The organism is Rhodococcus sp. IEGM 1302 (genome assembly GCF_030056935.1).
Classification (GTDB): domain Bacteria; phylum Actinomycetota; class Actinomycetes; order Mycobacteriales; family Mycobacteriaceae; genus Rhodococcus_F; species Rhodococcus_F qingshengii.
Genome location: NZ_JASHKY010000016.1, coordinates 87,553 through 113,124, shown reverse-complemented (window position 1 = coordinate 113,124; position 25,572 = coordinate 87,553). Strand labels below are relative to the sequence as shown.

Sequence of the window (25,572 nt, the reverse complement as noted above, 5' to 3'; positions counted from 1 at the left end):
TACCGGTGCTCGTCGGGCTGGTCTATGTCTCCCTTGCTCTACGCAAACGCTTTGCAGTCGAAGAGGTTTCATCCAGTCGAGAAAGAGTGAGGTCATGAGCAAACCATCGGTGTTGTTCGTCTGCGTCCACAATGCCGGTCGATCTCAGATGGCCGCGGGATTCCTGAGCCATCTCGCAGGCGACGCCATCGAGGTCCGTTCCGCCGGATCCGCACCCGCCGAGACCGTCAATTCGGCAGCGGTCGAGGCGATGGCAGAGCGCGGTATCGACATCTCAGCGCAGTCTCCGAAGATCCTCACTGTCGACGCCGTCCAGGATTCGGATGTCGTCATCACCATGGGCTGCGGCGACACGTGCCCGATCTTCCCCGGCAAGAGTTACCGAGACTGGGTTCTCGACGACCCGGCCGGACAGGGCCTTGAAGCAGTTCGCCCGATCCGTGACGAAATCGAGCGGCGCGTTCAAGCCTTGATCGCTGAACTCACCACTGCCGCGAAGTCTTCCTGACCGATCGGGGACTCGACAGGATCATTCGTCGGTGGGCTCGATGTGTTCGGCACCGAGGACGGAGAGTCGGTATTCCTGTGCGTCCTGCTCGGTTTCGAAATCTTTCTCTTCGAGGAGATTCCGGTCGGCGTCGAGGTATCGGTAAGTCGTCATTCCTCCACCGTGTCACTGATGAACGATTCGTGCTCGGATACCGGTTCGATTTCGTCGACGGCTATTTGAATCAGCCTTCCGTAGCGCCGGATCAGATCCTCCGACGACAGTGAATCCTCACCGAGGAGTTCGAGCGTCCGCATGCCGGTGGCCAGTCCGAGCAGCAGTGAGACGACGATCTGGCTGCGTACCAAACCGGGCTCCGTGTCGCCGATGCGGCGCGCGATCCCGTGAACGTATCGTTGCTTGATCTCGGCCCGAGCGGCGGCCGGATCTGGCGCCTCGTGAACGTGTACTGCGAGCATTGCCCACGGATCGGTTTCGTCGGATTCTCTACGAGCGACAAGTTTCTCGACCAGTTGACAGCCGATGTCTCCGGTGGCGTCGGCATTCGGATCCTCGTCCATCGGAGGTGCGGACGGGATCGCAGCCGAGTACAGCCGAGCTTTGCTGCCGTGGATCTTCATGACCAGGGCAGGGGAGTAGCCGGCTGCGACCGCGATGTCCTTGATGGTCGTCGATGCGTAACCTCGTTCCGCGAACAAGGCTTTCGCTGCTGTGAGGATGCTGGCTTCACCGCTGCTCATGCCGCTCGCCTCGATACCCGATCGCCATGTGTTCGGTTGCTCATACTGGCGTTCATACTGTCGTCAACGGCTCGGCATCGACGGGTACGTCGAAATCGACGACGGTGGACTGCGCGATGACCGCTATCTGACGAGCCAATGTGCCGTGTCCGCTCTCGGTCAGCGCGGTCAGGATGTACCGGCCGGATGTGGGAAGTGCGATTCCGTAGTGCCCGGTTCCGTCGGTGACGGTGGATGCGACGAATTCGCCGGTCGGTTTCGTGAGCGTGACGACGGTTCCCGAGGTTGTTCGGCCGCCGACTCCGACCTTGCCGGAGATGGTGAGGCGGTCACCGAGTTCGACGGTGTGCGTCGATTGCGCGCTGTCGAAAGCGATCACCTGCGACCGAGGGGACCAGCCGTCGGCACTCGTCACTACCAAATACCGTCCGGGCCGGGGTAGGGCGAGGGAAAAGTTGCCCTCGTTGTCGGCGCGACTCCAGTCGATCGGTCGACCCTCCATGTCCATCACGGTGACAACGGCCTGCCGGATCGGTCGGCTGTCGGCCCGGACCACACGACCGGCAACCACAATTTCCGTTTCGGACACGGCGGCGTCGGGAAGCTCGAACCCTTCCGGGGTCACCGGGCGAAGTGCCGCTTCCGGTTTTGCGCCGCGGCGAGGAATGAACGCAGCGGCAGCGGCAGCAGCCACGGCGGCGAGGGCGGCCAGCCAGAAGATGTTCTTGAAGGCGTCGATCGACGGAAGGCCCTCGCCCGGCCCGGACGGGATGACCATCGACGTGAGCATGGCGGCAACCACCGCGCTGGACGTGGAAGTACCGACTGAGCGGAGCAGCGAATTGAGGCCGTTTGCCGACGCGGTTTCGGTAATCGGAACCGATCGCATGATCAGCATCGGCATCGCGGAGTAGGCGATTGCGGTTCCGATGCTGACCACCGCCGCGCTGATGATGATCAGTGCTATCGAACCGGTCAGGAACACTCGCGCGATGTAGGCGAGCGCGAGCACCGTGCCGCCGACGATCAGAGTGATCTTGGCTCCGAATCGCTTCGTGATGTTCGCGGAGACGGGCGCGAAGAAGACCATCGCGAGGCCTGCCGGAATCATGCACAGTCCGGCCGCCATCACGCCCAGTTCGAAGCCGTAGCCGGAGATCTTCGGCATCTGAAGTTGTTGGGTGGTGGAGAGGTTGTTCGCGTACATCGAGAAGCCGACGAGGATCGAGGCGACGTTGGTCAGCAGAACAGGCCGCTTGGCCGACGTTCGTAGATCGACCATCGGCTGGGTGACGCGGAGTTCGTAAGGGAACCACAATGCGAGAGTCACGATTCCGATGACGAACATCAGCAATGTCAGTTCGCTCGTCCATCCCCAACGGGCGCCCTTGGAGATGGCGAGGAGGATCGCCGTGAGTGCTGTCGAGAGCATGACCGCGCCCAGGAAGTCGAATTTGCCGCGGGTACGAACACTTGATTCCGGGACGACGACGGCTACCGCGATGATCAGCAGGACGCCCACGATCGCCGAGAGCCAGAAGATGGCGGGCCAGCCCAGATGCTCGAAGATCAACCCGGACAGCGGGAGCCCGAGTGCGCTGCCGATTCCGAGAGTGGCACTCATCAACGCTGTTGCCGACGCCACCTTCTCCTTGGGCAGTTCGTCGCGCATGATGCTGATTCCGACGGGGATCATCGAGATCGCGAAGCCCTGGAGACCACGTCCGATCAGCAGGGCGACAAAGTTGCCGCCGATCGCCGCGACCAGTGATCCGACCACGATCATCGTCATCGAGATCAGCATCATGCGTCGTTTTCCGAACATGTCTGCCAGGCGGGAGACGATCGGAGTGGCGACGGCACTCGTGAGGAGCGTGACGGTGACGAGCCAGGAGGCGTCGTCAGCGCTGACGCCGAGGATCTTCGGGAAATCGGGCAACAACGGAATGACCATCGTTTGTTGCAGCGCGACCACGGTGCCGGAAAGACAGAGAATTGCGGTAATGAGCCGACTCGAACGGCGAGTGGTCGGAGACGAGTGCAATGCCAAGAGACGGTCCTTCACGCGGCGATGGTGAACGGGAATTCACCCATGAGTGAACCACTGTTCACCCGTCGCTGTCACCTTCGGTGAATATGCGATTTCTCACGACGGCAACTCGCCCCAGGGTTTCCGAGTCGGCATGGCGGGAACAACGTCAGTGGTTGGTCTGCGCCTGCGCGAGCGGGCAGCGAGGAGGAGTGATGCATGCCGAAGTGGGTGACCGTCTCCACGTCCAGGGGCGCGTGGTGGGGCAGGCGGAGGTAACTGCCGAGGTTCTCGAGGTGCACGGCGAGGACGGCGGTCCTCCGTATCTGGTCAGGTACGACAACGGCCACGAGGCGTTGGTGTTTCCCGGTAGCGACGGCTGGATAGATCACCCCGGAAAAGGCTCCTGAGCTGCACGATTCTTTCCATGCATGGTCGTTGCATCGAATGCGGCTAAAGTGTGCGCAATGGAGGGCAGACGCCAGTACCACTCCCGCGTGCGTGAAGCTTCCGCGCAGCGAACGCGTGAACTCATTCGTGATGCGGCGACGGCCTTGTTTGTTCGAGACGGGTATGTCAAAGCCACCGTCAAGCAGATTGCCGCCTCGGCCGGCGTCGCCGATCGGACGGTGTTCACAGCCTTCCCCGGCGGGAAACTCGAGATCTTCGAAGCGGCCCTCGCTGCGGCGCTCGATGCCGAAGAGGTTCCACTCGGCGCGCCGAACCTGGCCTCGGACCCCGATGACGTTCGCCGGATCGTCTCCCAGATCGTGGCTCAGGGCATCGGACTGCTCGAACGTGCCGGCGCTCTGATGATGGTCGCGGTCGAATCCTCGGGTGCGGATGCCGACATGCGTCGACTATCCGAGGAGTCGTCGGATCAGTCGGCCGTCAATGCGATGTCGATAGCCGAGGGTCTCTCCGAGCATGGCTTGTTGAGGCCTGAGATTTCGCTCGAGAAAGCCGCGGGCATACTTGCCGCTTTCGTCTCGCCTCAGCTTCATCAGCAATTGCGTCGGGTCAGTGGATGGGACGTCGATGCGTACCGAGGATGGCTCGAGTTCAACATTCGCCAGAATCTAATGTACTAATTGGTCTGTTTTCGTTAGCATGGCGAGGGTTTTTTATTCTCGGGAGGAATCGCCAGCGTGCCCTATGCCTTGTTCGGCCTCATCACGATGTTGCTGTGGATTTTCTGCATCGTCGACGCCATCACGAGAGATGACGCCTACATCCAGTACCTACCCAAGGTCGTCTGGATTCTGATCATCATCTTCCTTCCTACTTTGGGATCGGTTCTGTGGCTGGTGGTCGGGCGCGGACAGAACGCGCCCCGCGGTTACGTCGGCCCAACCGGTTACGGCGAATACGAGCGCCCGGGACGTGCCGTTGCGCAGGATCCGGCGGCGGACGAAGCCTTCTTGCGTCAGTGCCGCGAGCGGGCGGAAGAGCAGCGTCGAATTGCCAAGCAGCAGCGCCGCGACGGCGACGCTGATCGGATGTGAGTTATCGGTAGGCCGTGAGTCGGTCCAACACGAGCCGAAGCGGCGGCCACGACGATCGGCCGCGACGCGTCACCGCATAGGCAGTGAGGATGACGGGCGGATCGACGAGTGGTTCGACGCGCACGCCTTCGCGAGTCTTGCGTTCGAGCGGCATCAGCCCCACGCCGTAACCACTGAGGATCAAGAGTTCGACCAAGTCGAGACTGTCGATCTGGTGAGTGATCCGAGGGGTGAACCCGGCCAGAGACGCGAGGGTTCGCACAGCGCGCTCGTCTGCCGTGTTGCGTGAGTTCACTATCCATGACGTGTCGGCGAAGGCGCGGAGATCGATTCCGGATTCTGTGGACTTGTCGGGAGCTTTGGCGTCGTCGGGAACACACAGTCCCCAGGGCGTCGACCAGAGCGGAATTGCTTCGAGTAGTGGGCTCGGCGACGCGGGGGCAAGGGTGTAGTCGTACGTCAGTGCGAGGTCTAGATCGTCGCGTTCGAGGAGTGCAAAAGCCTCGACGGGTTCGTATTCGTAGATCATCACGTCCACCTGCGGGTGACTGCGTTGCAGGCTTCGAGCGACGGGGAGCATCGCGGTTCTGATCGCAGTTGCGAATCCGCCGACTCGCAGGGTCCCCACCGGTTCCGCGTCCGGATCGAGGTCCAGGCGAGCTGCATCGACGGCTGCCAGGATGGTGACGGCATGATCGGCCAGTCGTTGACCGGCCGGCGTCAGCCGCACCCGGCGACCGTCGGGCTCGATCAGTGCGGTACCGGTCTCCGCGGTCAAGGCCGCGAGTTGTTGGGACACTGTCGACGTCGTGAGGTTGTGCGCTTCGGCGACCGCACGCATCGAACCCAAGCGGGAGAGTTCGAGGAGGAGATGGAGTCGACGGGTTTCCATCCTTCGATCATTCACTAATCGTGAACATAATGTAGGTCAAAATCGCGTGGACACGAACGGTTGGCCTCCCGTTCAATTCAGCTATGGATACGAAAGCGCGGGCCGGAGTGGGCCTGGCTGTTTTGGCGATGTTGTGCGTGCAGCTCGGGCTCGCCGTGTCGGTGGGCCTGATCGATCAGCTCGGCGCAGACGGAGCGGCGTGGCTACGACTCGCCTGGGCAGGCATCATTCTTCTGATCATCGTCAGGCCCCGCCCTTCGGCGTTCACTCGCAAGGCGTTTCTGGCTTGCGTGGTTCTGGGTGTGGTCACCGCAGGCATGACGCTCCTGTTCATGGCAGCGGTGGAGCGCCTTCCGCTGGGAACAGCAAGCGCATTGGAATTCTTGGGTCCGCTGACGGTTGCTTTGCTCCGGGGGCGTGGCCGCGTTCTGTGGCCGGTTCTGGCAGGCGTGGGCGTCGTGCTTCTCACCGAACCGTGGGCCGGGACAGTCGATCTGGTCGGTGTGGCGTACGCACTCGGTGCGGCGCTCTGCTGGGCGATGTACATTTTGCTCACCCAGCGCGTCGGCGACGAGGTTGCCGGTATCAACGGGCTGGCGGTGTCGATGGCGGTAGCCGGGTTGGCCGCGACAATTGCCGTAGGCCACTCGGCTATCGGGCGGCTGACTCCGCATCTGATTCTCGTGGGCCTCGGACTCGCGATCTTGCTGCCCGTCGTGCCGTTCGTTCTGGAGATGGTCTCGTTGCGAAGGCTGTCCACGGCGGCGTTCGGCACGCTGATGAGTCTCGAGCCTGCTTTCGCGCAGCTTATCGGTCTGGTTGTGCTGCAACAGGTTCCGAGTGTTCTGGCCGTGGCAGGTATCGCGTGCGTCGTCGTCGCAGGGATCGGCGCGGCCCGCGGTGGTGCTCGAGGTGGCGCCCGGAAGCCGACTGAGCCACCCTCCGATTCCGAGCGAACGTACCTTTCGGCGCCTTCATGAGACCGAGAGTGCCGTTCGCTCAGGTCGCGTTCGCTCAGTGAGAGTGCGCCGCGGCGATTGCTCCGTCGAACACGTCGGCGACCTCGCCTAGGGAATCGAGAATCGGCTGACCGGATCGTTCGACGCGAGCCCGCACCAGCGAGCCCTCGAGCGCGGACACTGCCAGGACGGCAAGCCGTTCCGCTCGCGCACGTCCGACCCCGGACGCGATCAGTGTGTCGCGCAGTAGCGAAGTCCACTGTCGATACACCGCCTGTCCGGCGGCTGTCACGCTCTCCGAATCGGGGGCAAGTTCCAACAACACCGTCGTGATCGGCGAGCCTTCGTGGAAATCCGAATCGCTCACCCATCCGGCGAGCAACCGCGCGTACTCGCGCAGCAGCGACCCGGCGTCCGATTGGCTGTCGGCGAGTTCGGTCAGGGTGTCGGTGACCAACTGCCCGCCGACGCGGACGACCTCTTCGCCGATCTGCTCTTTGCCGCCGGGAAAGTAGTGGTACAGCGAACCTTTCGGCGCCCCGCTCGACTTGAGGATCTCGTTGAGGCCCGTTGCCGCATACCCCTGGCGGCGAAACAGATCGGCCGCAGCTCGTACGAGTGCTTCGCGGTGTTTCGGGGGAGTCGCCACGAGTTGGAGCTTAAACACCCCAGCGATCCACCACAATCTATGTAGACTGGTCTACATGGGAAATTCTGAAATGCTCGAACAGTTGCGTGCGGTCAACGCCTCGGCGGCCTTCAACCAGTGGGCCGGATTCGAAGTCACGGAGGCCGAACCGGGTCGCGTTTGTCTGCGGCTCGAATGGCGTGAGGATCTGGGCCAGTACTCGGGACACCTGCACGCTGCGCTCGTGGCGGGACTCGTCGACACCGCGTGCGGATTTGCTGCTTTCACCCAGGTAGGTGTCGTGGCGGCGTCCAACTGCGCGGTCAATTTCGTGAGTCCGGGCGTCGGAACCGCATTTGTCGCTACGGCGCGCTCGGTCAAGGCCGGGCGCAAGCAGGTGTTCGTCACTGCCGAGGTACATGCCGAACGCGAAGGCGAATCGGTGCTCGTCGCGTTCGGCACCACCCTGTTGGTTCCACTCGCCCCTAAGGCCTAGGCAAGACAGAGCTAAAGGTCACGGAACGAGGATGAACTTTCCCGCGGGGTGCGAACTCTGCAACTCGGTGTGAGCGAGCGCGACGTCCGTTAGTGGGAAAGTCTTGGCGATCTTCACGGTGAGATGTCCGGAACCGGCTTGTTCGACCAGTTCGGATCGAGCCTTCAAACGCGCTTCCGCACTTGCCGGATTGCCTCCGCCGACGGACGCGAAGCCGTCGGTCTGGGCGCGTCCGAACGCGACGATGGTGACGATGCGACTCTTGTCGGTGACCAAAGCCAGAGATGCATCGACGGCTTCGTCCGTTCCGGCGGTGTCGAACGCCGCATCGACGCCGTTCGGCGCGAGTTCACGGACACGCGCTTCGAGGCCGTGGCCGTAGAGCACAGGCGTCGCGCCGAGCGAGCGCACGTAATCCTGATTCGAGGCTCCCGCAGTGCCGATCACCGTAGCTCCGCGACCAACTGCCAGCTGAACAGCGATCGCGCCGACGCCGCCGGACGCGCCGTGGATGAGAACGGTGTCGCCGGAACCGACCCGAATGGTGTCGAGGGCGTCGACTGCAGTTCCGCCGACCAGAAGGAGGCCGGCTGCCTGTTCCCAGCTGATGCCTGCGGGCTTCGCGGTGACAGAGGAGACCGGCACGACTACTTGTTCGGAGTAGAGGCCGTTGCCGGGGCTGACGATCACTTCGTCGCCGACGTTCACATTTGTGACGCCGTCGCCGACAGCCGAGACGACGCCCGCTGCCTCGCCGCCGAGGCGGATGGGAAGTTTCTCGGGGTCGGTGCCGAAAGCGCCGCTGTAGAGCTTGAAGTCGAAGGGATTGACGCCGATCGCCTTCACGTCGACCAGGACTTCACCTGATTTCGGTGCCGGTAAATCGACGTCCACCAGCTTCAGGACCTCGGGCGTGCCGTACGTCTGCGCTACAACAGTTTTGGTCATGTCTCGCGCAACCGTCCTCGGGGAAGCGATATTCCCCGAGGACGGGAAAAACTCGAGAAGATTCGATCAGCGGATCAGGGTGCCCAGATCGAGCGGCATCGCGATGCCGGTGATGTGATGGGCCTCGTCGGAACCGAGGAACGCGACGGCGGCGGCGATGTCCTCCGGCTGGCTGACCGGGTCGGGCAAGGTCTGCATGAAGATCGGACCGAGTGTGTGGGCGTTGGCGTCGATGAGCGGCCGCATGTCCGTCATCTGCATTCCGGTTTCCACGCCGTGTGGGTGGATGGTGTTGACCCGAATGTTGTACTGCCCCAACTCCGAGGCCATCGTCTTGGCCAGACCGGTGATGCCGTGTTTGCTCGCGACGTAATGGCCGAGGAAGGGGAGGCCGCGCAGGCCGGCGACGGAGCTGGTGAAGATGATCGAGCCACCGGTGCCTTGCTTGATCAGGTGCGGGATCGCTGCCTTGGCGGTGTGGAAGACGCCGGTCAGGTTGACGTCGAGCGTTTCCTGCCACTGCTCGGGCGTGATTTCCCAGGACATGTTGGCAGAACAGATTCCGGCGTTCGCGACGACGACGTCAAGTCGCCCCAATTCGTCGATGCCGGCCGCGAGCGCCGCGGACAGCGCAGAGAAGTCGCGAACGTCGGTCTTGGTAGCGACAATTCGACGGTCCAGGGCCTTGACCAGTTCGACTGTCTCGGCCAGGTCGTCGTCGGTGGCGCCGGCATACGACGTGGATTCGAATTGAACACACGCGTCGACGGCGATGATGTCTGCGCCCTCTTCTGCCAGCCGGACAGCTTCGGCGCGCCCCTGACCACGGGCGGCTCCGGTGATGAAGGCAACTTTTCCGGTGAATCGACTGGCGGCCATGCTCAAACCTCCGACTAGTGGTGATGATCTGCTCTTCGGAAGTTAGCGCGACGAAGTTCTTTTCGGGGGTGAATGCCCAGTCAGCGGAAACTGCTCAGCGCACCCTGGTCAACAGGGCACATGGCCCGGCAGCGAAGATGTCCCGCGCATCCGAAGACAAGACGGGTTGTCCGCTCAGTGCGTCGACCCATTCGCCATCTGGCAGGTCCACTCGCGTATCTCTCCAACCGTGCGACGAGAGTCTGAGCGAATGTCGCGTCGCCAGAGCAACGACCATAGGCGGATCACCTGCCGGGCCGCGCGAGAAGCCGACCAGATGACCGGATCCGGAACCTGAAGCGAAGACCGGCCGGTACTCACCGTGATCGAACCACGAGGGGTTCTCCCGCCGCAGTGTCAGTGCCGTGCGAACGAGGTGCAACTTTGCGGTTCCTGTTGCGTCGATCGGCGCGGCGCCGGAATCGAGCAGTGATCGCCTCGTTCCGTAGTCGACAAGCCGCCGGTTGTCCGGATCGACCAACGAGTCCTCCCACAGCTCAGTGCCCTGGTAGACGTCGGGAACGCCGGGCCCGAGAAGTTGGAGCAGCTTTTGGCCCAGAGAGTCCGACCAGCCGTGACGCGCGATCCTGCCGACGAATTCGCTGACCGAATCACCGACTGGGCCGTCGATCACCTCGTCGATCCAGCGGTGCACTGCCGACTCGAAGTCGACGTCCGGATCGTTCCAGGAAGTTCTGGCGCCGGACTCGCGGACGGCTTTCTCCGCATAGGCGTGCAAACGCTCGCGCAGCTCTGGAACCGAGGCTGCCGAGCGGCCGTCCGCCGGCCACACACCGATGATGTTCTGCCACAAGAACAATCCGGTAAGCGGATCAGGGCTGGGGCACACGTCTTCCCACTCGCGAATCAGCCGGGCCCACAGCGTCGGCACCTGAGACACAACACCGATCCGTGCCCGCACGTCCTCGCCGCGTTTGGTGTCGTGAGTGGACAGACTCGTCATCGCGCGCGGCCACCGCTTCGCTCGGTCCGCGTTGTGGAGATGGAATTCGGCGACGGAGACGGCAAGCGATGCCGGGTTGCCGCCGACTTCCTGACGTGAGACCAGGCGCGCCGTCCGATAGAAGAGTCGATCTTCGACGGACTTGGCCATGACAGCGCCACACACCTGCTGGAAGCGAACTGAGGCTTCACCGCTGTTCACCAGGGATTGCGCCAACACGTTGAACGATGGTTCATGTCCGGGAGCCAATTCGTGCATGTCACCGACGATCCGAGCGGCCAAACCGGCGAGGGGACTGTAGTCGGATCGGTACACCGGCATCCGAGCGATCGCGACGACAACTGCGTCGTTCAGTTCGGTCTCACTGCAACGACTTCCGGTTTCGCGTCGGATTGCACGTACGAGCCTGCGAACCTCCGGTGCCAGGTCACCGCGCCCGGTGTCGCGTTTGAACTGACGTTCGGTGTGATGCAACCACGTACTGTCCCCGTCGTCGCCGGTCAGATCTGCCGAGAGTTCGGTCAATTCGAGTTCGGCGGCGGGATCGACGAAAATGCCGCCCAGCTGATTGAGGGCGTCGTATCCGGTGGTGCCGTCGATCGGGAGCATCGGATCGAGTGGTTCCGTATGGCCGAGGATCTTTTCGATCACGAGCCACTGATCTGGTCCGATCAGTTCTCGCAGGCGCCCGAGATATTCCGCCGGATTCGCGAGTCCGTCCGGATGATCGATGCGAACGCCGTCGATCAGTCCTTCGTCGACCCACGACTTCACTTGCCGATGGCAGAGTTCGAAGACTTGGGGGTCCTCCTGGCGCAGCGCAGCGAGTTCGTTGACGGCGAAGAACCGTCGGTAATTGACGATCCCGGCGTTCCACGGTACGAGTCGGTACGACTGCCTGGAGTGCACCTCCTGTGGAGATCCGAATTCAGTACCGGCAGCGATGGGGAAGCGGTGCTCGTAGAACGCGAGAAGTGTTTCCTCGCCATCTTTCTCGACAGTCAGTGCGTCGAGATCGTCCGGGCTACCCAGTACCGGGAGTGAGAGTTTGCCGTCGGCGCCGTTGGCTCCGTTGTCCTCGGCCCAATCGACGTCGAAGAAATGCGCGTACTCCGACGACTGCCCGTGCGTGAGAACGTCCCACCACCAAGCATTTTCGCGAGGTTTGGCGACACCGACATGGTTGGGGACCAGATCGACGATCAGGCCCATCCCACGTGATCGAACGGCGCGCGAGAGCTCCACCAGGGCCTCGCGGCCACCAAGTCCTTCGGACACGGTTGTCGGATCGGTGACGTCGTAGCCGTGCGTCGATCCGGACGTTGCAGTGAGGATGGGGGAGAGATAGAGATGTGAGACCCCCAATGCCTCGAAGTAGTCCACCTGTGCGGCCGCATCACGAAGAGTGAATGCATCCGGTCGCAACTGCAGTCGGTAGGTGCTGGTTATCGGGGCCATGTGCACGTCTCCCTCAAGCGGTTCTGCGAAGTACCGTCAATGCTCGCGCTTTTACATCCAATGTTGTTCCGGCTTTGATCACGGTATCGCTCTCACCGGTGGGGACCGAGGTGTCGAGTACGACGGTCCACTCCGACGCGTAGTCCGCGTTGGGGGTGGAGAATTCGAGATCTTCGTAGTGGGCGTTGAAGCAGAGAAGGAACGAATCTCCGGTGACGCGCTCGCCACGGTAGTTCGGTTCCGGGATCGCGTCACCGTTGAGAAAGACAGCCAACGACTTGCCGAAACCGCTGTCCCAGTCGGCCGGAGTCATCTCTTCGCCAGACGGCGTGAGCCAGGCGATGTCGCGACTCTGATCGCCGCTTCGAATAGGTCGCCCCTCGAAGAATCGACGACGCCGGAAGACCGGGTTCTTGGCGCGCAAGGCAATTGCGCGCTTGGTGAACTCGACGAGGTCGGCGTTGGTTTCCGCGAGAGTCCAATCCATCCATGACAGTTCCGAATCCTGGCAGTAAACGTTGTTGTTACCCTGCTGAGTTCGGCCCATCTCGTCGCCGTGAGCAAGCATCGGGGTGCCCTGGCTGAGCATCAGCGTAGCCAGTATGTTCCGGCTCTGACGGCCACGCAGTTCGAGGATTTCCGGGTCGTCGGTGGGGCCTTCGACCCCGCAGTTCCAAGATCGGTTGTGCGATTCGCCGTCGTTGTTGTTCTCGCCGTTGGCTTCGTTGTGCTTCTCGTTGTACGAGACGAGGTCGTGCAGGGTGAAACCGTCGTGAGCGATGACGAAGTTGATGCTCGCGCCAGGGCGACGTCCGGTGGCCTCGTAGAGATCAGAGGATCCGGTGAGACGGGAGGCGAACTCCCCCAGCGTTGCCGGCTCACCACGCCAGTAGTCGCGGACGGTGTCGCGGTATTTGCCGTTCCATTCGGTCCACAGGCCGGGGAAGTTGCCGACCTGGTAACCGCCTTCGCCGACGTCCCACGGTTCGGCGATCAGCTTCACCTGACTGACGATCGGATCCTGTTGCACGAGATCGAAGAAGGCCGAAAGGCGGTCCACGTCGTGCAGTTCACGGGCGAGTGTCGAGGCGAGGTCGAAGCGGAAACCGTCGACGTGCATCTCCGTGACCCAGTACCGCAGAGAGTCCATGATCAATTGCAGCGTATGCGGATGACGGGCGTTGAGGCTGTTGCCCGTTCCGGTGTAGTCCATGTAGTGCTCTTCGTCGCCGTCGACCAGGCGGTAGTAGGCGGCATTGTCGATTCCGCGGAAGCTGATGGTCGGCCCCATGTGATTGCCCTCGGCGGTGTGGTTGTAGACCACGTCGAGGATCACTTCGATACCCGCCTGGTGGAAGCTGCGCACCATGGCTTTGAATTCCGCTACGGCCGCATCGGGTTTCGTGGCCGAGGAGTAGTCGGTGTGCGGAGCGAGAAAGCCGAAGGTGTTGTAACCCCAGTAGTTTCGCAGACCTTGGTCGAGAAGCACCTGATCGTGCATGAACTGGTGGACCGGCATCAGTTCGATCGCCGTGACACCCAGATCGGTGAGGTGCTCGATGATCACCGGATGAGCGAGCCCCGCGTACGTGCCGCGCAATTCCTCCGGAACTCCGGGATGCGTCGCGGTCATACCCTTGACGTGCGCTTCGTAGATGACCGTCTCGTGATACGGACGCTTCGGCGAGTGGTCGGACGCCCAATCGAAGAACGGGTTGATGACGACGGTCGACATCGTATGGCCGAGCGAATCATGTTGGGGGAAAGGGATGGTGGCGGGTTCGTTGACGAGTGGTTCCGGCTCGAAGGGTTCGGGCTCGAGGATCTCGTCCGATTCCTGATCGCCCGTGGGCGAGTCGTCTTCGAGGCCCACCTCGTCCGATTCGGCTTCCGAACTCGTGTCGTCGGTAGCCTCTTGCGGCTCCACGGCGGGAGATTCGTCGTCTCCTGAAGGTTCGGGGTCCGCCGCCGATTCGACGTCGTACGAGAACAGCGAACGGTCTCCGTCGAAGTCTCCGTCGAACGCTTTTCCGTACGGGTCCAGCAGGAGCTTGCTCGGATCGCATCGCAGACCTGCAGCCGGATCGTACGGCCCGTGTACGCGGTAGCCGTATCGCTGGCCGGGGGATACCGACGGAAGGTACGCATGCCAGACGTAACCGTCGACCTCGTCCATCCGAATGCGGGTTTCGGTTCCGTCCTTGGCGATCAGGCACAGCTCGACGGCCTCGGCGACCTCGGAGAAGAGCGAGAAATTGGTCCCCGCGCCGTCGTAGGTGGCACCGAGTGGGTACGCACTGCCAGGCCATACCGGGATGGGAGTGGCTGAGGTCTCGCTCGGCGGTTGATCCATGAATCAGACCCTATCGGGTGCAGCCGATCGAATCTCGTCGACTGTCTACGGTGCCGATCACCGTTTCGCCTGGCTGCGGGCGGTTGCAAGCATTCCGGCTGTGATCTGTTCCACCTCTGCCTCCGAACACAGGTACGGAGGCATCGCGTACACGAGGTTGCGGAACGGCCGGAGCCAGACGCCGGCGTCGACGGCTGCATCGGTCGCGCTCTGCATGTCGACCGGCTGTTCGAGTTCGATCACTCCGATTCCGCCTTTGACGCGGACGTCGACGACCCCGGGAATTGTGACGGCTTCGGCGAGGCCTCGAGCGAGGCCACGTTCGAGGGTTGCGACGTCACGCCGCCAGTCCATCGCAAGCAGAAGTTCGGTCGACGCCACCGCGACGGCGCACGCGAGTGGATTGCCCATGAAGGTGGGGCCGTGCATCAGCCCGCCGCCCTCACCGGCAGTGATGGTCTCCGCGATCTCCGTGGTGCACAGCGTTGCCGCCAGACTCATGTACCCGCCGGTCAGTGCCTTGCCGACGCACATGACGTCGGGACTGACGCCGGCGTGATCGGCGGCGAACAATTCTCCGGTGCGTCCGAATCCGGTCGCGATTTCGTCGAAGACCAGGAGGACTTGGTACTTGTCGCAGAGGTTACGCAGGTCGATCAGGTACGCGGGATCGTGGAAACGCATTCCGCCGGCACCTTGGACCACTGGTTCCACGATCACCGCTGCGAGGTGCTCGTGATGCTCGGCCAAGAGCGATTCCAACTCCTGCACGTATTCGGGGAGATAGCCCGCCGGGGGAGCCTGCGCGAAGACCTGAGGGCGCAGGACGTCGGTCCAGAGAGAATGCATGCCGCCGTCGGGATCGCAGACGCTCATGGGGGTGAAGGTGTCACCGTGGTATCCGCCGCGCCAGGTCATCAAACGATTCTTCGACGGCTTTCCGAGGCTCCGCCAGTACTGCAGGCACATCTTCACTGCGACTTCGACGGCCACCGAACCGGAGTCGGAGAGGAACACCTTGTCGAGGTGAGGTGGTGTGATGTCGACGAGCAGTCGCCCGAGGCGAGCGGCGGGTTCGTGCGTCAGTCCGCCGAACATGACATGGCTCATTTTGCCGAGCTGCCGTGCGGCGGCGGTGTCGAGCACGGGATTGCGGTAGCCGTGAATGGCGGCCCACCACGAGCTCATCCCGTCGACCAATCGGCGGCCGTCGGAGAGCGTCAGGGTAGCCCCCTGCGCAGAGTCGACGATCAGCGGACGAGTCGACGCGGGAAACGATCCGTACGGATGCCAGAGGACATCGGCATCGATGGCGGAGACGTCATGGGGATCAAGTCCGGTTGTGAGCACGGATGCACCCTAACCATTGAGTTGAACGGTGTTCAAGTATGGTCGGAAAAGTGAACACCTCGCTGAATTGGCTGACGGCCGTCGAAGCGGACCGCAGGGCCGCTGGACTGCGTCGCGAACTCCGTCCTCGCACGGTCGACTCCCCGTTGATCGACCTGGCGTCGAACGATTACCTCGGACTCGTGCGGCACCCCGATGTGATCGAGGGTGCCGCGGCGGCTCTGCGCCGTTGGGGCGCGGGCGCCACGGGCTCGCGTCTGGTCACCGGCACCACCACCGAACACGAACTGCTCGAAGTCGAACTGGCCGAGTTCGTCGGGGCGGACTCCGGACTTGTCTTCTCCTCCGGTTACACAGCCAATCTCGGCGCGGTGACGGCGCTCTCGGGTCCAGGGTCGTTGATCGTCTCCGATGCGGGATCGCATGCCTCGCTGGTGGATGCCTGCCGCCTGTCACGTGCTCGGGTCGCCGTTGCTCCGCATTCGGACGTGGGCTTTCTCGCCGACACGTTGCGCAGCAGAGTGGAAGAGCGAGCGCTGGTCGTCACCGATTCGGTCTTCAGTGCCGACGGAGACCTCGCGCCACTGCGGCAGATGCATCAGGTGTGCCGCGAGTACGGGGCGATCCTGTTGGTCGACGAGGCGCATGGCATCGGTGTGCGCGGTGCCGGTGGACGTGGACTCGTCCACGAGTCGGGCCTGGCCGGTGAACCCGACGTCGTCGTGACGGCAACACTGTCCAAGTCGCTCGCCAGCCAGGGTGGAGTTGTGCTCGGTGACAACAAGATCCGCGCGCATCTCATCGACGCGGCAAGAACGTTCATCTTCGACACCGGTCTCGCACCGGCCGCCGTAGGCGCGGCCAGGGCTGCACTCGCCGTACTCCAGCGTGAGCCGACGCGAGCGCTCGACGTCCTGGCCCGGGCATCCGAGTTGGCGGACGTCACCGGTGCTCCGTCGCCTGAATCTGCTGTCGTCTCAGTCGTTCTCGGTGATCCGCAGCGGGCGTTCGATGCCGCGTCCGCGTGCCGGGATCAGGGGTTGCATGTCGGTTGCTTCCGCCCGCCGTCGGTTCCGGAAGGAACGTCACGGCTGCGTCTGACTGCACGAGCGACGCTGTCTCCTTCCGAGATGGAGCAGATCTCACTCGTACTTCGCGAGGTATTGGCAGGTGCTCGCGCATGAGTATTCTCCTGGTGACCGGCACATCGACCGACGTCGGAAAAACAGTGGTGACGGCAGCACTGGCATCGCTCGCCCTGCAGTCGGGAAAGTCGGTTGCGGTGCTCAAACCGGCCCAGACCGGCGTCGACGTGGACGGTGCGGGTGATCTGGCCGAGATCGAGCGTCTGACCGGCGGCGGTGCGACGCTGGTCGAGTTGGCGCGGTACCCCGAACCTTTGGCGCCGGATACTGCTGCACGTCGAAGTGGTCTCCCGTTGTTGGCGCTCGACGACGTGGTTCGGGTCGCCTCCGACCTGGACACCACCCACGACTTGACCCTGATCGAAGGCGCCGGCGGCTTGCTGGTCCGCTTGGGCGTCGACGGGTTCACCGCTCGCGATCTTGCCGCGGCTCTGGCAGCGCCAGTGGTGCTGGTGGTTGCGTCCGGCCTGGGCACGCTCAATCACACGGCACTGACGGTGGAAGCCTTACGTGCATCCGGCGTGGACTGCGCCGGGTTGGTGATCGGTTCGTGGCCGCAGGAACCGGACCTCGCCGAGAGATGCAATCGCGAGGATCTGGTCTCGGTCAGCGGTGTTCCCCTTCTCGGGGTAATGCCTGCCGGAAGTGGGGGCGCGAGTGTCCGAGAGTTTGCTCGCACCGCTTCGATCACGCTCGGTGAACTTCATTTGACCAACTGACGACGTAACATCCGATTTGTCTGCATCGATAGCCAAGGCACAGTGGGGCGCCTTGGGTTTCGACGTCCCTCGCGTACGATTCCGGTCGGTATATTTCGACGGGTGTCTTGCGGCGACCCTGCATCCGGGGCGCCTTGGTCACCGACAGTGGTTGTCGAATTGTGAGTAGGTCAGTCGAATGTAGGTGGTGAGCACGGTCGAAAAGTCGTTGTCGTCATCGGCCGTACGTCGCGCACTGCTTATCGGCGTAGTCGTCTTCGTCTCGTGCCTGGTCGGAATTCTGAGCCGTCTGCCGGGCACGCTTGCAGTCTTCTGGCCGGCCAACGCGCTGCTACTCGGGATCCTCTTTCGGTCGCCGCGTTCCGCCACACTGCTCACCTGGATCTGCGTCGTAGTCGGTTATGTCGGAGCCGACCTGATCACCGGTGGGGCATGGGAGTCCACGGTGTGGCTCAACGCGGCCAACATCGTCGGGGTTGCGAGCGGCTTCTACGGCTTTCGCTGGGTCGACAGTGAGGACCGTCGACTGACCAGTATTCAGTCCGTCGGCTATCTCGTGTCGATGACTGTCGCCGCCGCGTCGATGGCGGCGCTCGTGGGCGGTATCGCGAACCGCGTGCTGTTCGGCGGGCAGTGGTGGGACGGCTGGTTGCTCTGGTTCTCGAGTGAGTTCGTCAACTACATGACCATCGTCCCCTTGGTGCTGACACTCCCTTCGCTTCGACGAGTGGATCGAGAACCGAAAGCTGTTGCCACGCTTGTGCGTCGATCATTTGTTCCGACGGCGCTGCTGGCCGTCTGCATCATCTTGGAGTGGGTGATAGGCGGTGCCGGAGCGATCGCGTTTGCCATGCCGGCGCTGGTGACTGCAGCCTTGCTTACCAATGTATTTGTCACGTCGGTGCTCACCGCTGTGTCAACTGCCTGGACGTTGGTACTGACGGCCGACGGCCATCTCGGATTGTCCAGCGAGGGCGTCTCGCCGGTCAGCGCGTCGGTCCAGATCGGATTGTCGCTGCTGGCGGTAGCGCCGATCGCGGTGGCCTGTGTGATCCTCGAGCGTCGCCGCGCGCTCGAGGCACTCACCCAGGCCGTCACCCACGACGATCTCACCGGTGCGTTGCGCCGGGACGAATTCTTGCGGCGAGGCGGCAGCGTGACGGGTGCGACCGATCCGCGTCGCCACTCTGGACGTCCGGTCAGCGTCCTGATGATGGATCTGGATCACTTCAAGATGGTGAACGACAAACTCGGTCATCGTGCCGGCGATACAGCGTTGGTGAGTTTTGCCGATCAGGTGCGGCGGCACCTCGATGACAAGCACCTCTTCGCCCGATTGGGCGGCGAGGAGTTCGTCGTACTGATGGCCGGTGTCGATCTCGAGGGCGCGACCGAAACAGCCGAGATGATTCGACGCGCGCAAGCGGAGAATTCGTCGGCAGTATTGGGCGACTTCGGGCCGACGGTCAGCATCGGTGTCGCGTGTTCACCCCACGGCGACGCAGACCTGACGCAATTGGTCGATTGCGCTGACGAGGCGTTGTATCGAGCGAAGAAGTTGGACCGCAATCGAACCGTGGCGCTCACGGTCGGTAGCTGAAGAAATACGTGCGGACCCGCAGTTTGTTGCGGGTCCGCACGTGGTGGTGGAGTCGACCGATTCAGAACAGATTGATCAGGGCAGGAACACTGAACAGCGCTACGTAGTAACCCATGAACAGAACTCCGCCGTGAATCTTGAACAGGCGCCCGAGAAGACCACCGACCAGGCCGACCGTCACGGTGATCAGAAGCCCGAGGATGCCGCCCTCCCAGATGCTGATGACCACGACCAGTCCCGTGAACACCGCGATCACAGCTTCGTGACTGATGTGCTTGACCACCGCTGACGCAGCGCGGTACGCGTAGTTCATGGCAAAGGGGTATGCGATGACCGTTGCCGTGACCACTGCGAGCAGTCCGTAGAGCAGGAACTCCCACTGCGTCAGGTACGTGGAGAGATTGTTGATCACTCCGGTTTCCTGATTGGTCTCGAACACCGGTGGAGCGTTGAACAGAGGGGCTGCGGGGCCTGCCGCGAGCGGGCTGAGCGGAAGGCCGAAAGCGACGAGTGGGATGAGGGTTTCCGCGATGTAGGTGGATTCCGTCGTACCGTTCTTCGCCGAGACCATTGTGGTCAGTCGGTGATAGCCGTTCTTGATCCGCGCACCTACCAGCTCACCCATCAGAACAGTCATGGCGACCGGGCTGAAGACGAAGGTTGCGCTCGACACCGTGGAAGCGGCGGCGGTGTAACCGATCTGCTTGCGATCGAGGACCTTCAGAGGATTGGGGAAGTATCCCTTCCATCCTTTGATGTCCGGGGCCAATGCAACGGTTTTGGGTTCACTGCGTTCCATGTCCTTACGGCTCGACGGGCCCAAGGTCAATGCGAGGTCCGCGATCAGCGGCCCGACTGCGATCGCAAGGAAGTAGCTGATGTTCAGCGACACATCGTAATTCGACGTCAACGCGCGAGCGCCGAGGATCAAGATGACGAAGGGAACGAGGGCGACAACCCCGGCCCAGCGGCCTGGTGAGGCGTAGGCGATGCCGATGGCGGCGACCAGGAACAGCCACGGTGCTATCGACTGAACGGTGTCCGCGAACGGCGCGAGGATGGTCGCGAACAAAACGGCAACCGGCACAGCGACGAACGCCGAGATCACTGCTCCCGAGATCGCCTTGCGGAGTGCGATGTGCGGGATGCCGAGTGAGCGCATCATCTGCGCTTCCGGCAAGAGTGGAATCGCCATCGTGTCGCCGGGAATGCCCAGCAGCATCGTCGGCACCGCGTGCGTCATGTGTTTGGCGATCGCACCCGAGAGGAAGAACGTGAAGACCGCCGCCGGGGGAGCGCCGAGCAGAATCACGAGCAGAGTCAGGGGTGCGATCGTGGCGGTCTCGTCCGTGCCGGAGATCAATCCGATGAACGTGAATGCGACCGCGCCGATGATGCCGAAGAGAACGGCAATCAGAATTTCGTTGGTCAGAACCGAACTCATGCGAGCCCACCGTCCTTCGGTGTGTTCGAGACCCGTGCGTGCTCGGCCTCGGCAGCGGCGAAGTGGTCGTACAGACCCAGCTCGCGAAGTTCCTGTCGGCTCTGCTCCGGAATGTCGGCGAGAGTGCCCAGACCCTGGCGCTGTTCACTCATCGTCGTGATGACACCGTCGATCGACTCCGCGTCGGCGGCGGCCAAGGCGACTATCCGCTTCGGCTTGATGAAGATTCCGCAGACCACCCCGGCGAGCAGGCAGGCCGCGATGCCGACCAGAAGGCTGTACGCCTGGGCCAACGACGGTTCGCTGACGACCCGTTCGAACAGTGCCTGGGCCGCGAGAAGGGCCGAGGCGCCGACGACACTGCCGACTGCAACGGAGATCGCGAGGTGTCGACCGTTGACGGTGTCACCCCAGACTTCGAGGTATGTCTGCTGCTCGGTCGGCTCGGTTGTGGTGGTCGGCGTCGTTGCCGGCTGCGGTGGTGACATCAGTCTTCTCCAGTGTCATGCATGGCGGGGTCGTACAGGGAGGGGCTTGCGAGATGAGGGGCTTGCGTTGCGGGTGTCAGGTGCGTGCTGCGCGGAGGGCGGTGACAACTCGGGACGGGCTCGAGTGGCCGATCTGTTCGGCCATCCAGCTGCTTGTATCGGTGAGCGAATCCAGGTCGATGCCGGTGTCGATCCCGAGGCCGTGGAGCATCCACACCAGATCCTCGGTGGCGAGATTTCCGGTCGCGCCCTTGGCATACGGGCACCGTCCGAGACCACCTGCGGAACTGTCGAATTCGGATACCCCAGCGGTCAACGACGCATAGACGTTCGACAGCGCCTGGCCGTAGGTGTCGTGAAAGTGCATGGCGATCTGCGATGTGGGGATGCCACGTTCTCGGAGGGCGCCGAGCAAAGCGAGCACATGGCCAGGTGTGCCGACGCCGATGGTGTCGCCGAGTGAGAGTGACGTGACACCGCTGTCGATCAGGGTCTTTGCGATGTCGGCGACACGCTCGACGGGCACGGAGCCTTCCCAGGGGTCGCCGAAGCACATGGAGATGTAGCCGCGGACGGGAAGTCCCAGGGCTCGGGCGGCCGTAGTGACCTCGGCAGCCGCGGCGATCGCGCCGTCCACCGTGGAATTGAGGTTGCGTTTCGCGAATTCCTTTGTGGCGCTGACGAATACTGCAACCTCGCTCGCTCCGGCGGCGACGGCCCGCTCGAGACCCTTGCGGTTCGGGACAAGAACGACCGTACGTACCGAGTCCGGCAGGTGCAGCCGACCCATCAATTCTTCCGCGTCCGCAAGTTGCGGGATCCATCGAGGTGAGACGAAACTCGTCAATTCGACAGTGCGGGAGCCGGCCGCGACCAGGCGTTCGATGAACTGGGCTTTCGTCTCGGTCGGGATCACCGCTGTTTCCGCTTGAAGTCCGTCGCGTGGCCCGACTTCGTAGATCCGGACCGAGGTCGGCAGCCCCGGCGCCGGCACTCGATGAGGCGCCGGCTTCCACACCGGTGATCCTGCAACTGTTTCGGTCATTGTCGTCAGTTTCCGCCGCGGATCTCGGCGAGAACCTTCTCGGCATGCTCGACGCGAATGCTCTTGTCCGCGATCAGGCGTGCAACCACGGCGTCGATCTCGCTCTTCTGCGCTCCGGCGGTGGCAGCGATGTTGCGGGCGTGCAGCCCCATGTGTCCGCGCTGGACACCCTCACTGGCCAGAACGCGGACAGCAGCCAGGTTCTGCGCCAGGCCGACTGCCAGGATGATGCCGGCGAGTTCTTCGGCGCTCTCGACGCCGAGCATCTTGATTGCGGCCTGCGCTACCGGGTGCACCTTGGTGGCGCCGCCGACGAGGCCGACCGGCATGGGTAGCTCGAGGGTGCCGACGATGTTGCCGTCGGCATTCTTCTCGAAATGCGAGAGCGACGAGTAGATCCCGTCGGCGTTGACTGCATGGGAATGGCACCCGGCTTCGACTGCGCGCGTGTCGTTTCCGGTTGCCAACACCACGGCGCTGATGCCGTTCATGATGCCCTTGTTGTGTGTCGCGGCGCGGTAGGGATCCAGCTCCGCCAAGCGTGCGGCATGGATCAGGTTGTCCACTACCTCTGCACCGCCGATCAATTCGGCGTCGAACACGGCACGAACGCGCGTCAGCCGCAGATCTGCCTTGTTGGTGAGAATGCGAAGAACGACGTGCCCGCCGCCGATCTCGGCTACTCGATCCGCGATTGCCTCTGCCATCGTGTTGACTGCGTTGGCGCCCATGGCATCTCGTACGTCGACATGAAGGTGGAGGACGACGTAGGCGGCCTTGTCCGAGGACACGATGCGAACCGAAATGTCCTTCACGCCACCCCCGACGCTGACCAGCTTCGGGTCCTGCTCGTTGGCGAGTGCAATGATTTCTTCACGTGCCTCGAGGAGTCGGATGCGGGCAGCTGCCGGATCCACGACGTCGACGAGTTGAATCTGGGCTTGCATGATCGGCTGCGTGCTCGAGACGTGAAAGCCCCCGAGTCCGCGTGCGATGCGAGCAGCGTTACTCGCGGCTGCGACTACCGACGGCTCCTCGGTGGCGAGGGGGATCAGGTAGTCCGTGCCGTTGATCGTGAAGTTGGTGGCCACGCCGACCGGGATGCCGATGACGCCGAGGACGTTCTCGACCATGCGATCGGCCTGATCGATGGTGAGGCCGTCGGCAGCGTCGTAGACCGCGATGTCTGCTTCGGTCAGGTCGGTCTGGCGAACGATCTCGGCGCGCCGTGCGGCGACGTCGTAGGACCGGAAATCGGCGATGCGGCTGTTGGTTGATCGGCTGCTGGTTGATGACACGGGGGGTCGTCCTCCTGAAGTGGTTCTGTGCTCCGCTTCACAGTAGGGAGGTTGATGCCTGCCAGACCACGTGCCCACAACACATCGATCGGTCGAAATTGTAGTGTCATGCACCATCGCCGCTGTCGTTGATGTCGCTTCCACCCTCTTCGGCTCCCACTTCTCGAAGTTCGTCGAGCCTCGTCGCCATGGACACGCGAAAGAAGTTCTCGTCTTCACGCCACGAGTGACCGAGGAGCGTGCGGATGCGGTCGAGTCGCTGAACGACGGTGTTCGGGTGGTAGTTGAGTGCGCGGGCAGCCTTGGTCGGGCTGCCGTCGTTGCGGACCAGAGCCCGAAGGGTCGCCGTGAGATCGGTGTCCTTGTCACGGTCGTAGGCGAGTACCGGGCCGATTACTTCGTCGACGAATTGATGGAGTGATTCCGGATTCTCACCGAACAGAACGGTGTACGGCAGGTACGACGCAGTCGTGACCGCGCCGTCGGTCTTGCCCAACGCCGACAGTAGGCGGGCGGTGCGCAGCGCAGAGGTGAAGCGCGCCGGGAGCTCTTCGGGGCGCTCCGCCGTTGCCGGCGCAATGACTACTGCGTGGGGTCCTACCGAACCGGTGATCTGGCGGTGAACGACGGTCGCCGCGGCTGCAGGGTTCCCCGAGCGCGAGACCACCGCGATCAATCCGGCGTGCTGCGACGCCAAAGCTCCGACCGGCAGACTCTGCCCGATTGCACGGAGCGTCGCGGTGCGGAGTTCCGGAGCGACCGACACCACGAGGACGGTGTCCAGTTCGCCGAGTGAGATGCCGAGGTTTCGGGTCCTACGTTCGAGATCGCGCCTGCGCTCGGGGGCAGTGCTCAGCAAGTCGGCGACCAGTTCGTCACGTGCACGCCGGTCCGCTGCTGCCGCCGCCGAGTGTTGCAACACGAGGATGGCAGTGACCTGAGCTGCCCGTTCCACGGTCCGGAGTTCGACGGGGCCGATCGGCGCGTCCGAACGATTCAGCAAGATGGCCCCGAGGAACGATTCTCCGGCGGTGACGGCGCTGACGAGTTGGATCACGGTCTCACTGTCATCGGCGACAAACGTGCATCGGCCGCTTCGGCGACTCTGGTCGATGGCCTCGGACACGGCGGGAGGAAGAGACATCGGCACCGTCGTGATCTGCTCGCCAGAGGATTTCACGAGAGGGCGTAGCTCACTGTCGACGACGACGGTGCTGCGCTCGAGAGAGCTGCTGAGAGTTCGTGCAACCTGGGCGTATCCGCCGCCGCGGAGAACGGCGTGGATCAGATCCTGGTGGACGACGTTCGATTTGTCCCGCGCGGACACGTGTTCGCGCAGCTCGTCGAGTGCTCGCCCGGTCTCGGCAGCGGATTCCTCGGCGCGGTCGAGTGCCCGCGCGGTTTGCAGGACCACCGAGGCGTGATCAGCCAGCGCCGAGAGCAGGGCGATCTGATCTGCGGTAAAACGCCGTTCCCGACGGTCGGCGGCAAACAGGACTCCGAGGATCTGGCCGTCGGAGAGCATCGGCACGCCGAGAATCGCCACCAGACCCTCGGCGACGATCGCGGCATCGACCACTTCGTCATGGCGCGACTGCGTGTAGTCGCTGTAGTTCTGAACCCATTGGGCTGCTCGAGATTCGGCAATCGCGCTGACCAGTCCCGCGCCGGCAGGAACTTGCAGATGCTGGAGTTCCGGCGAGACCGCGCCGGCCGTCTTTCGAACATTCAGGTCACGAGTGATCACGTCGAACTCGGACAGGTACGTGACGTCGGTGCCCATGATGTCGTGTGCGCGGTTGACCAGCCTCTGCAGCAGTGTGTCCACGTCGCGAACCTGCGCGAGCTCACGTGCACTCGAATAGAGAACCGCCAATTCGCTCTCGCGACGGCGAAGTCGCCGAAATTCCGACCGACTGGCCCGGATGCGGGCCGCGGTCTCCGCGACCTCCGTTGCGCCAAAGCCGAATTCGGCAAGTACCTGTTCGACATGTTCGTCGCCGACTGAATCGGACGTCACGTCGAACAGCGCGGCAATCACGTTGGGCGCTGAGTCGGAGTCTGAATCAGGGGCGGTCACACCGA

24 protein-coding genes are annotated in these 25,572 nt (G+C 63.1%); 9 read left to right on the top strand and 15 right to left on the bottom strand.

The genetic code is table 11. The features are described from left to right. Nucleotides 1-94 precede the first annotated feature (94 nt). Nucleotides 95-508, top strand: a complete 414-nt coding sequence (locus QM609_RS20470; protein ID WP_003941758.1) for an arsenate reductase ArsC — start codon at nt 95-97, stop codon at nt 506-508. Nucleotides 509-529: 21 nt separating this feature from the next. Here the strand turns inward: QM609_RS20470 and QM609_RS20465 are convergent, their stop codons facing one another. From QM609_RS20465 to QM609_RS20455, 3 genes are read right to left on the bottom strand one after another with little or no spacing between them, the layout of a single operon-like run. Further along, a complete protein-coding gene (locus tag QM609_RS20465) occupies nt 530-661 on the bottom strand; it encodes a hypothetical protein (protein ID WP_256082667.1) in 132 nt (43 codons plus the stop codon). Further along, complete coding sequence (locus QM609_RS20460; RefSeq protein ID WP_283337374.1) at nt 658-1,248, bottom strand: TetR/AcrR family transcriptional regulator; 591 nt, start codon at nt 1,246-1,248, stop codon at nt 658-660. Before QM609_RS20460 ends, QM609_RS20465 begins: the two co-directional genes overlap by 4 nt. A gap of 52 nt (nt 1,249-1,300) precedes the next feature. Then, nucleotides 1,301-3,313, bottom strand: a complete 2,013-nt coding sequence (locus QM609_RS20455) for an MFS transporter (RefSeq protein ID WP_050655319.1) — start codon at nt 3,311-3,313, stop codon at nt 1,301-1,303. Nucleotides 3,314-3,492: 179 nt separating this feature from the next. On the opposite strand from QM609_RS20455, the gene QM609_RS20450 reads away from it, so the two are divergent. From QM609_RS20450 to QM609_RS20440, 3 genes are read left to right on the top strand one after another with little or no spacing between them, the layout of a single operon-like run. Further along, a complete protein-coding gene (locus tag QM609_RS20450) occupies nt 3,493-3,687 on the top strand; it encodes a DUF1918 domain-containing protein (RefSeq protein WP_003941743.1) in 195 nt (64 codons plus the stop codon). Between the two features lie 57 nt (nt 3,688-3,744). After that, nucleotides 3,745-4,368: a TetR/AcrR family transcriptional regulator gene (locus tag QM609_RS20445; protein WP_050655320.1), complete on the top strand. Its 624-nt coding sequence runs from the start codon at nt 3,745-3,747 to the stop codon at nt 4,366-4,368. A 57-nt stretch (nt 4,369-4,425) separates the two neighbouring features. Beyond that, nucleotides 4,426-4,782, top strand: coding sequence for a PLD nuclease N-terminal domain-containing protein (locus QM609_RS20440; RefSeq protein WP_003941757.1), 357 nt, complete (start codon nt 4,426-4,428; stop codon nt 4,780-4,782). 1 nt (nt 4,783) lies between these two features. Here QM609_RS20440 and QM609_RS20435 read toward each other — a convergent pair whose 3' ends face one another. Next, a complete protein-coding gene (locus QM609_RS20435; RefSeq protein ID WP_050655321.1) occupies nt 4,784-5,674 on the bottom strand; it encodes a LysR family transcriptional regulator in 891 nt (296 codons plus the stop codon). 83 nt (nt 5,675-5,757) lie between these two features. Between QM609_RS20435 and QM609_RS20430 the strand changes: the two genes are divergently transcribed. Further along, on the top strand, nt 5,758-6,654 hold the full coding sequence (locus QM609_RS20430; protein ID WP_042921816.1) for an EamA family transporter: 897 nt from the start codon (nt 5,758-5,760) through the stop codon (nt 6,652-6,654). A gap of 34 nt (nt 6,655-6,688) precedes the next feature. On the opposite strand, the gene QM609_RS20425 is transcribed toward QM609_RS20430, so the two are convergent. After that, nucleotides 6,689-7,282, bottom strand: a complete 594-nt coding sequence (locus tag QM609_RS20425) for a TetR/AcrR family transcriptional regulator (protein WP_003941729.1) — start codon at nt 7,280-7,282, stop codon at nt 6,689-6,691. 55 nt (nt 7,283-7,337) lie between these two features. Between QM609_RS20425 and QM609_RS20420 the strand changes: the two genes are divergently transcribed. Further along, the gene (locus QM609_RS20420; protein ID WP_228232672.1) at nt 7,338-7,757 is read left to right on the top strand and encodes a PaaI family thioesterase; all 420 of its coding nucleotides are present in this window, start codon (nt 7,338-7,340) and stop codon (nt 7,755-7,757) included. An 18-nt stretch (nt 7,758-7,775) separates the two neighbouring features. Here QM609_RS20420 and QM609_RS20415 read toward each other — a convergent pair whose 3' ends face one another. The 5 genes from QM609_RS20415 to QM609_RS20395 form a co-directional block, all read right to left on the bottom strand. Continuing rightward, on the bottom strand, nt 7,776-8,705 hold the full coding sequence (locus QM609_RS20415) for an NADP-dependent oxidoreductase (protein ID WP_050655323.1): 930 nt from the start codon (nt 8,703-8,705) through the stop codon (nt 7,776-7,778). A 66-nt stretch (nt 8,706-8,771) separates the two neighbouring features. Continuing rightward, nucleotides 8,772-9,584 (bottom strand): mycofactocin-coupled SDR family oxidoreductase, encoded by an 813-nt coding sequence (locus QM609_RS20410; protein ID WP_007733124.1) that lies wholly within the window; start codon nt 9,582-9,584, stop codon nt 8,772-8,774. 94 nt (nt 9,585-9,678) lie between these two features. Beyond that, nucleotides 9,679-12,045, bottom strand: coding sequence for a malto-oligosyltrehalose synthase (gene treY, locus QM609_RS20405; protein ID WP_050655324.1), 2,367 nt, complete (start codon nt 12,043-12,045; stop codon nt 9,679-9,681). Between the two features lie 13 nt (nt 12,046-12,058). Then, complete coding sequence (gene glgX, locus QM609_RS20400) at nt 12,059-14,398, bottom strand: glycogen debranching protein GlgX (RefSeq protein ID WP_050655325.1); 2,340 nt, start codon at nt 14,396-14,398, stop codon at nt 12,059-12,061. A 57-nt stretch (nt 14,399-14,455) separates the two neighbouring features. After that, nucleotides 14,456-15,748 (bottom strand): adenosylmethionine--8-amino-7-oxononanoate transaminase, encoded by a 1,293-nt coding sequence (locus QM609_RS20395; protein WP_007733120.1) that lies wholly within the window; start codon nt 15,746-15,748, stop codon nt 14,456-14,458. A 38-nt stretch (nt 15,749-15,786) separates the two neighbouring features. Between QM609_RS20395 and QM609_RS20390 the strand changes: the two genes are divergently transcribed. The 3 genes from QM609_RS20390 to QM609_RS20380 all read left to right on the top strand — a co-directional run bounded on the left by QM609_RS20390 (nt 15,787) and on the right by QM609_RS20380 (nt 19,212). Beyond that, complete coding sequence (locus QM609_RS20390; protein ID WP_065456574.1) at nt 15,787-16,932, top strand: 8-amino-7-oxononanoate synthase; 1,146 nt, start codon at nt 15,787-15,789, stop codon at nt 16,930-16,932. Further along, on the top strand, nt 16,929-17,612 hold the full coding sequence (bioD, locus tag QM609_RS20385; RefSeq protein WP_003941686.1) for a dethiobiotin synthase: 684 nt from the start codon (nt 16,929-16,931) through the stop codon (nt 17,610-17,612). Before QM609_RS20390 ends, bioD begins: the two co-directional genes overlap by 4 nt. A 187-nt stretch (nt 17,613-17,799) precedes the next feature. Then, on the top strand, nt 17,800-19,212 hold the full coding sequence (locus tag QM609_RS20380; protein WP_228232674.1) for a GGDEF domain-containing protein: 1,413 nt from the start codon (nt 17,800-17,802) through the stop codon (nt 19,210-19,212). Between the two features lie 61 nt (nt 19,213-19,273). Here the strand turns inward: QM609_RS20380 and QM609_RS20375 are convergent, their stop codons facing one another. The 5 genes from QM609_RS20375 to QM609_RS20355 all read right to left on the bottom strand — a co-directional run bounded on the left by QM609_RS20375 (nt 19,274) and on the right by QM609_RS20355 (nt 25,567). Beyond that, entirely contained in the window at nt 19,274-20,656 is a 1,383-nt protein-coding gene (locus QM609_RS20375) for a tripartite tricarboxylate transporter permease (RefSeq protein ID WP_003941745.1), read from the bottom strand. After that, nucleotides 20,653-21,144: a hypothetical protein gene (locus QM609_RS20370; protein ID WP_050655328.1), complete on the bottom strand. Its 492-nt coding sequence runs from the start codon at nt 21,142-21,144 to the stop codon at nt 20,653-20,655. The genes QM609_RS20375 and QM609_RS20370 overlap by 4 nt, the downstream gene beginning before the upstream one ends. 76 nt (nt 21,145-21,220) lie before the next feature. Continuing rightward, nucleotides 21,221-22,189: a hydroxymethylglutaryl-CoA lyase gene (locus tag QM609_RS20365; protein WP_080712772.1), complete on the bottom strand. Its 969-nt coding sequence runs from the start codon at nt 22,187-22,189 to the stop codon at nt 21,221-21,223. Between the two features lie 5 nt (nt 22,190-22,194). Beyond that, on the bottom strand, nt 22,195-23,487 hold the full coding sequence (locus QM609_RS20360) for a hydroxymethylglutaryl-CoA reductase, degradative (RefSeq protein ID WP_050655329.1): 1,293 nt from the start codon (nt 23,485-23,487) through the stop codon (nt 22,195-22,197). Nucleotides 23,488-23,593: 106 nt separating this feature from the next. Further along, a complete protein-coding gene (locus QM609_RS20355; protein ID WP_050655358.1) occupies nt 23,594-25,567 on the bottom strand; it encodes a helix-turn-helix domain-containing protein in 1,974 nt (657 codons plus the stop codon). Nucleotides 25,568-25,572 lie beyond the last annotated feature (5 nt).

Coding starts and splice junctions, on each gene's coding strand:
- QM609_RS20420 (WP_228232672.1), top strand. CDS start 7,338: ATGGGAAATTCTGAAATGCTCGAACAGTTGCGTGCGGTCAACGCCTCG.
- QM609_RS20365 (WP_080712772.1), bottom strand. CDS start 22,189: ATGACCGAAACAGTTGCAGGATCACCGGTGTGGAAGCCGGCGCCTCAT.
- QM609_RS20460 (WP_283337374.1), bottom strand. CDS start 1,248: ATGAGCAGCGGTGAAGCCAGCATCCTCACAGCAGCGAAAGCCTTGTTC.
- QM609_RS20415 (WP_050655323.1), bottom strand. CDS start 8,705: ATGACCAAAACTGTTGTAGCGCAGACGTACGGCACGCCCGAGGTCCTG.
- QM609_RS20410 (WP_007733124.1), bottom strand. CDS start 9,584: ATGGCCGCCAGTCGATTCACCGGAAAAGTTGCCTTCATCACCGGAGCC.
- QM609_RS20375 (WP_003941745.1), bottom strand. CDS start 20,656: ATGAGTTCGGTTCTGACCAACGAAATTCTGATTGCCGTTCTCTTCGGC.
- QM609_RS20450 (WP_003941743.1), top strand. CDS start 3,493: ATGCATGCCGAAGTGGGTGACCGTCTCCACGTCCAGGGGCGCGTGGTG.
- bioD (WP_003941686.1), top strand. CDS start 16,929: ATGAGTATTCTCCTGGTGACCGGCACATCGACCGACGTCGGAAAAACA.
- QM609_RS20430 (WP_042921816.1), top strand. CDS start 5,758: ATGGATACGAAAGCGCGGGCCGGAGTGGGCCTGGCTGTTTTGGCGATG.
- QM609_RS20445 (WP_050655320.1), top strand. CDS start 3,745: ATGGAGGGCAGACGCCAGTACCACTCCCGCGTGCGTGAAGCTTCCGCG.
- QM609_RS20390 (WP_065456574.1), top strand. CDS start 15,787: ATGGTCGGAAAAGTGAACACCTCGCTGAATTGGCTGACGGCCGTCGAA.
- glgX (WP_050655325.1), bottom strand. CDS start 14,398: ATGGATCAACCGCCGAGCGAGACCTCAGCCACTCCCATCCCGGTATGG.
- treY (WP_050655324.1), bottom strand. CDS start 12,045: ATGGCCCCGATAACCAGCACCTACCGACTGCAGTTGCGACCGGATGCA.
- QM609_RS20465 (WP_256082667.1), bottom strand. CDS start 661: ATGACGACTTACCGATACCTCGACGCCGACCGGAATCTCCTCGAAGAG.
- QM609_RS20470 (WP_003941758.1), top strand. CDS start 95: ATGAGCAAACCATCGGTGTTGTTCGTCTGCGTCCACAATGCCGGTCGA.
- QM609_RS20435 (WP_050655321.1), bottom strand. CDS start 5,674: ATGGAAACCCGTCGACTCCATCTCCTCCTCGAACTCTCCCGCTTGGGT.
- QM609_RS20370 (WP_050655328.1), bottom strand. CDS start 21,144: ATGTCACCACCGCAGCCGGCAACGACGCCGACCACCACAACCGAGCCG.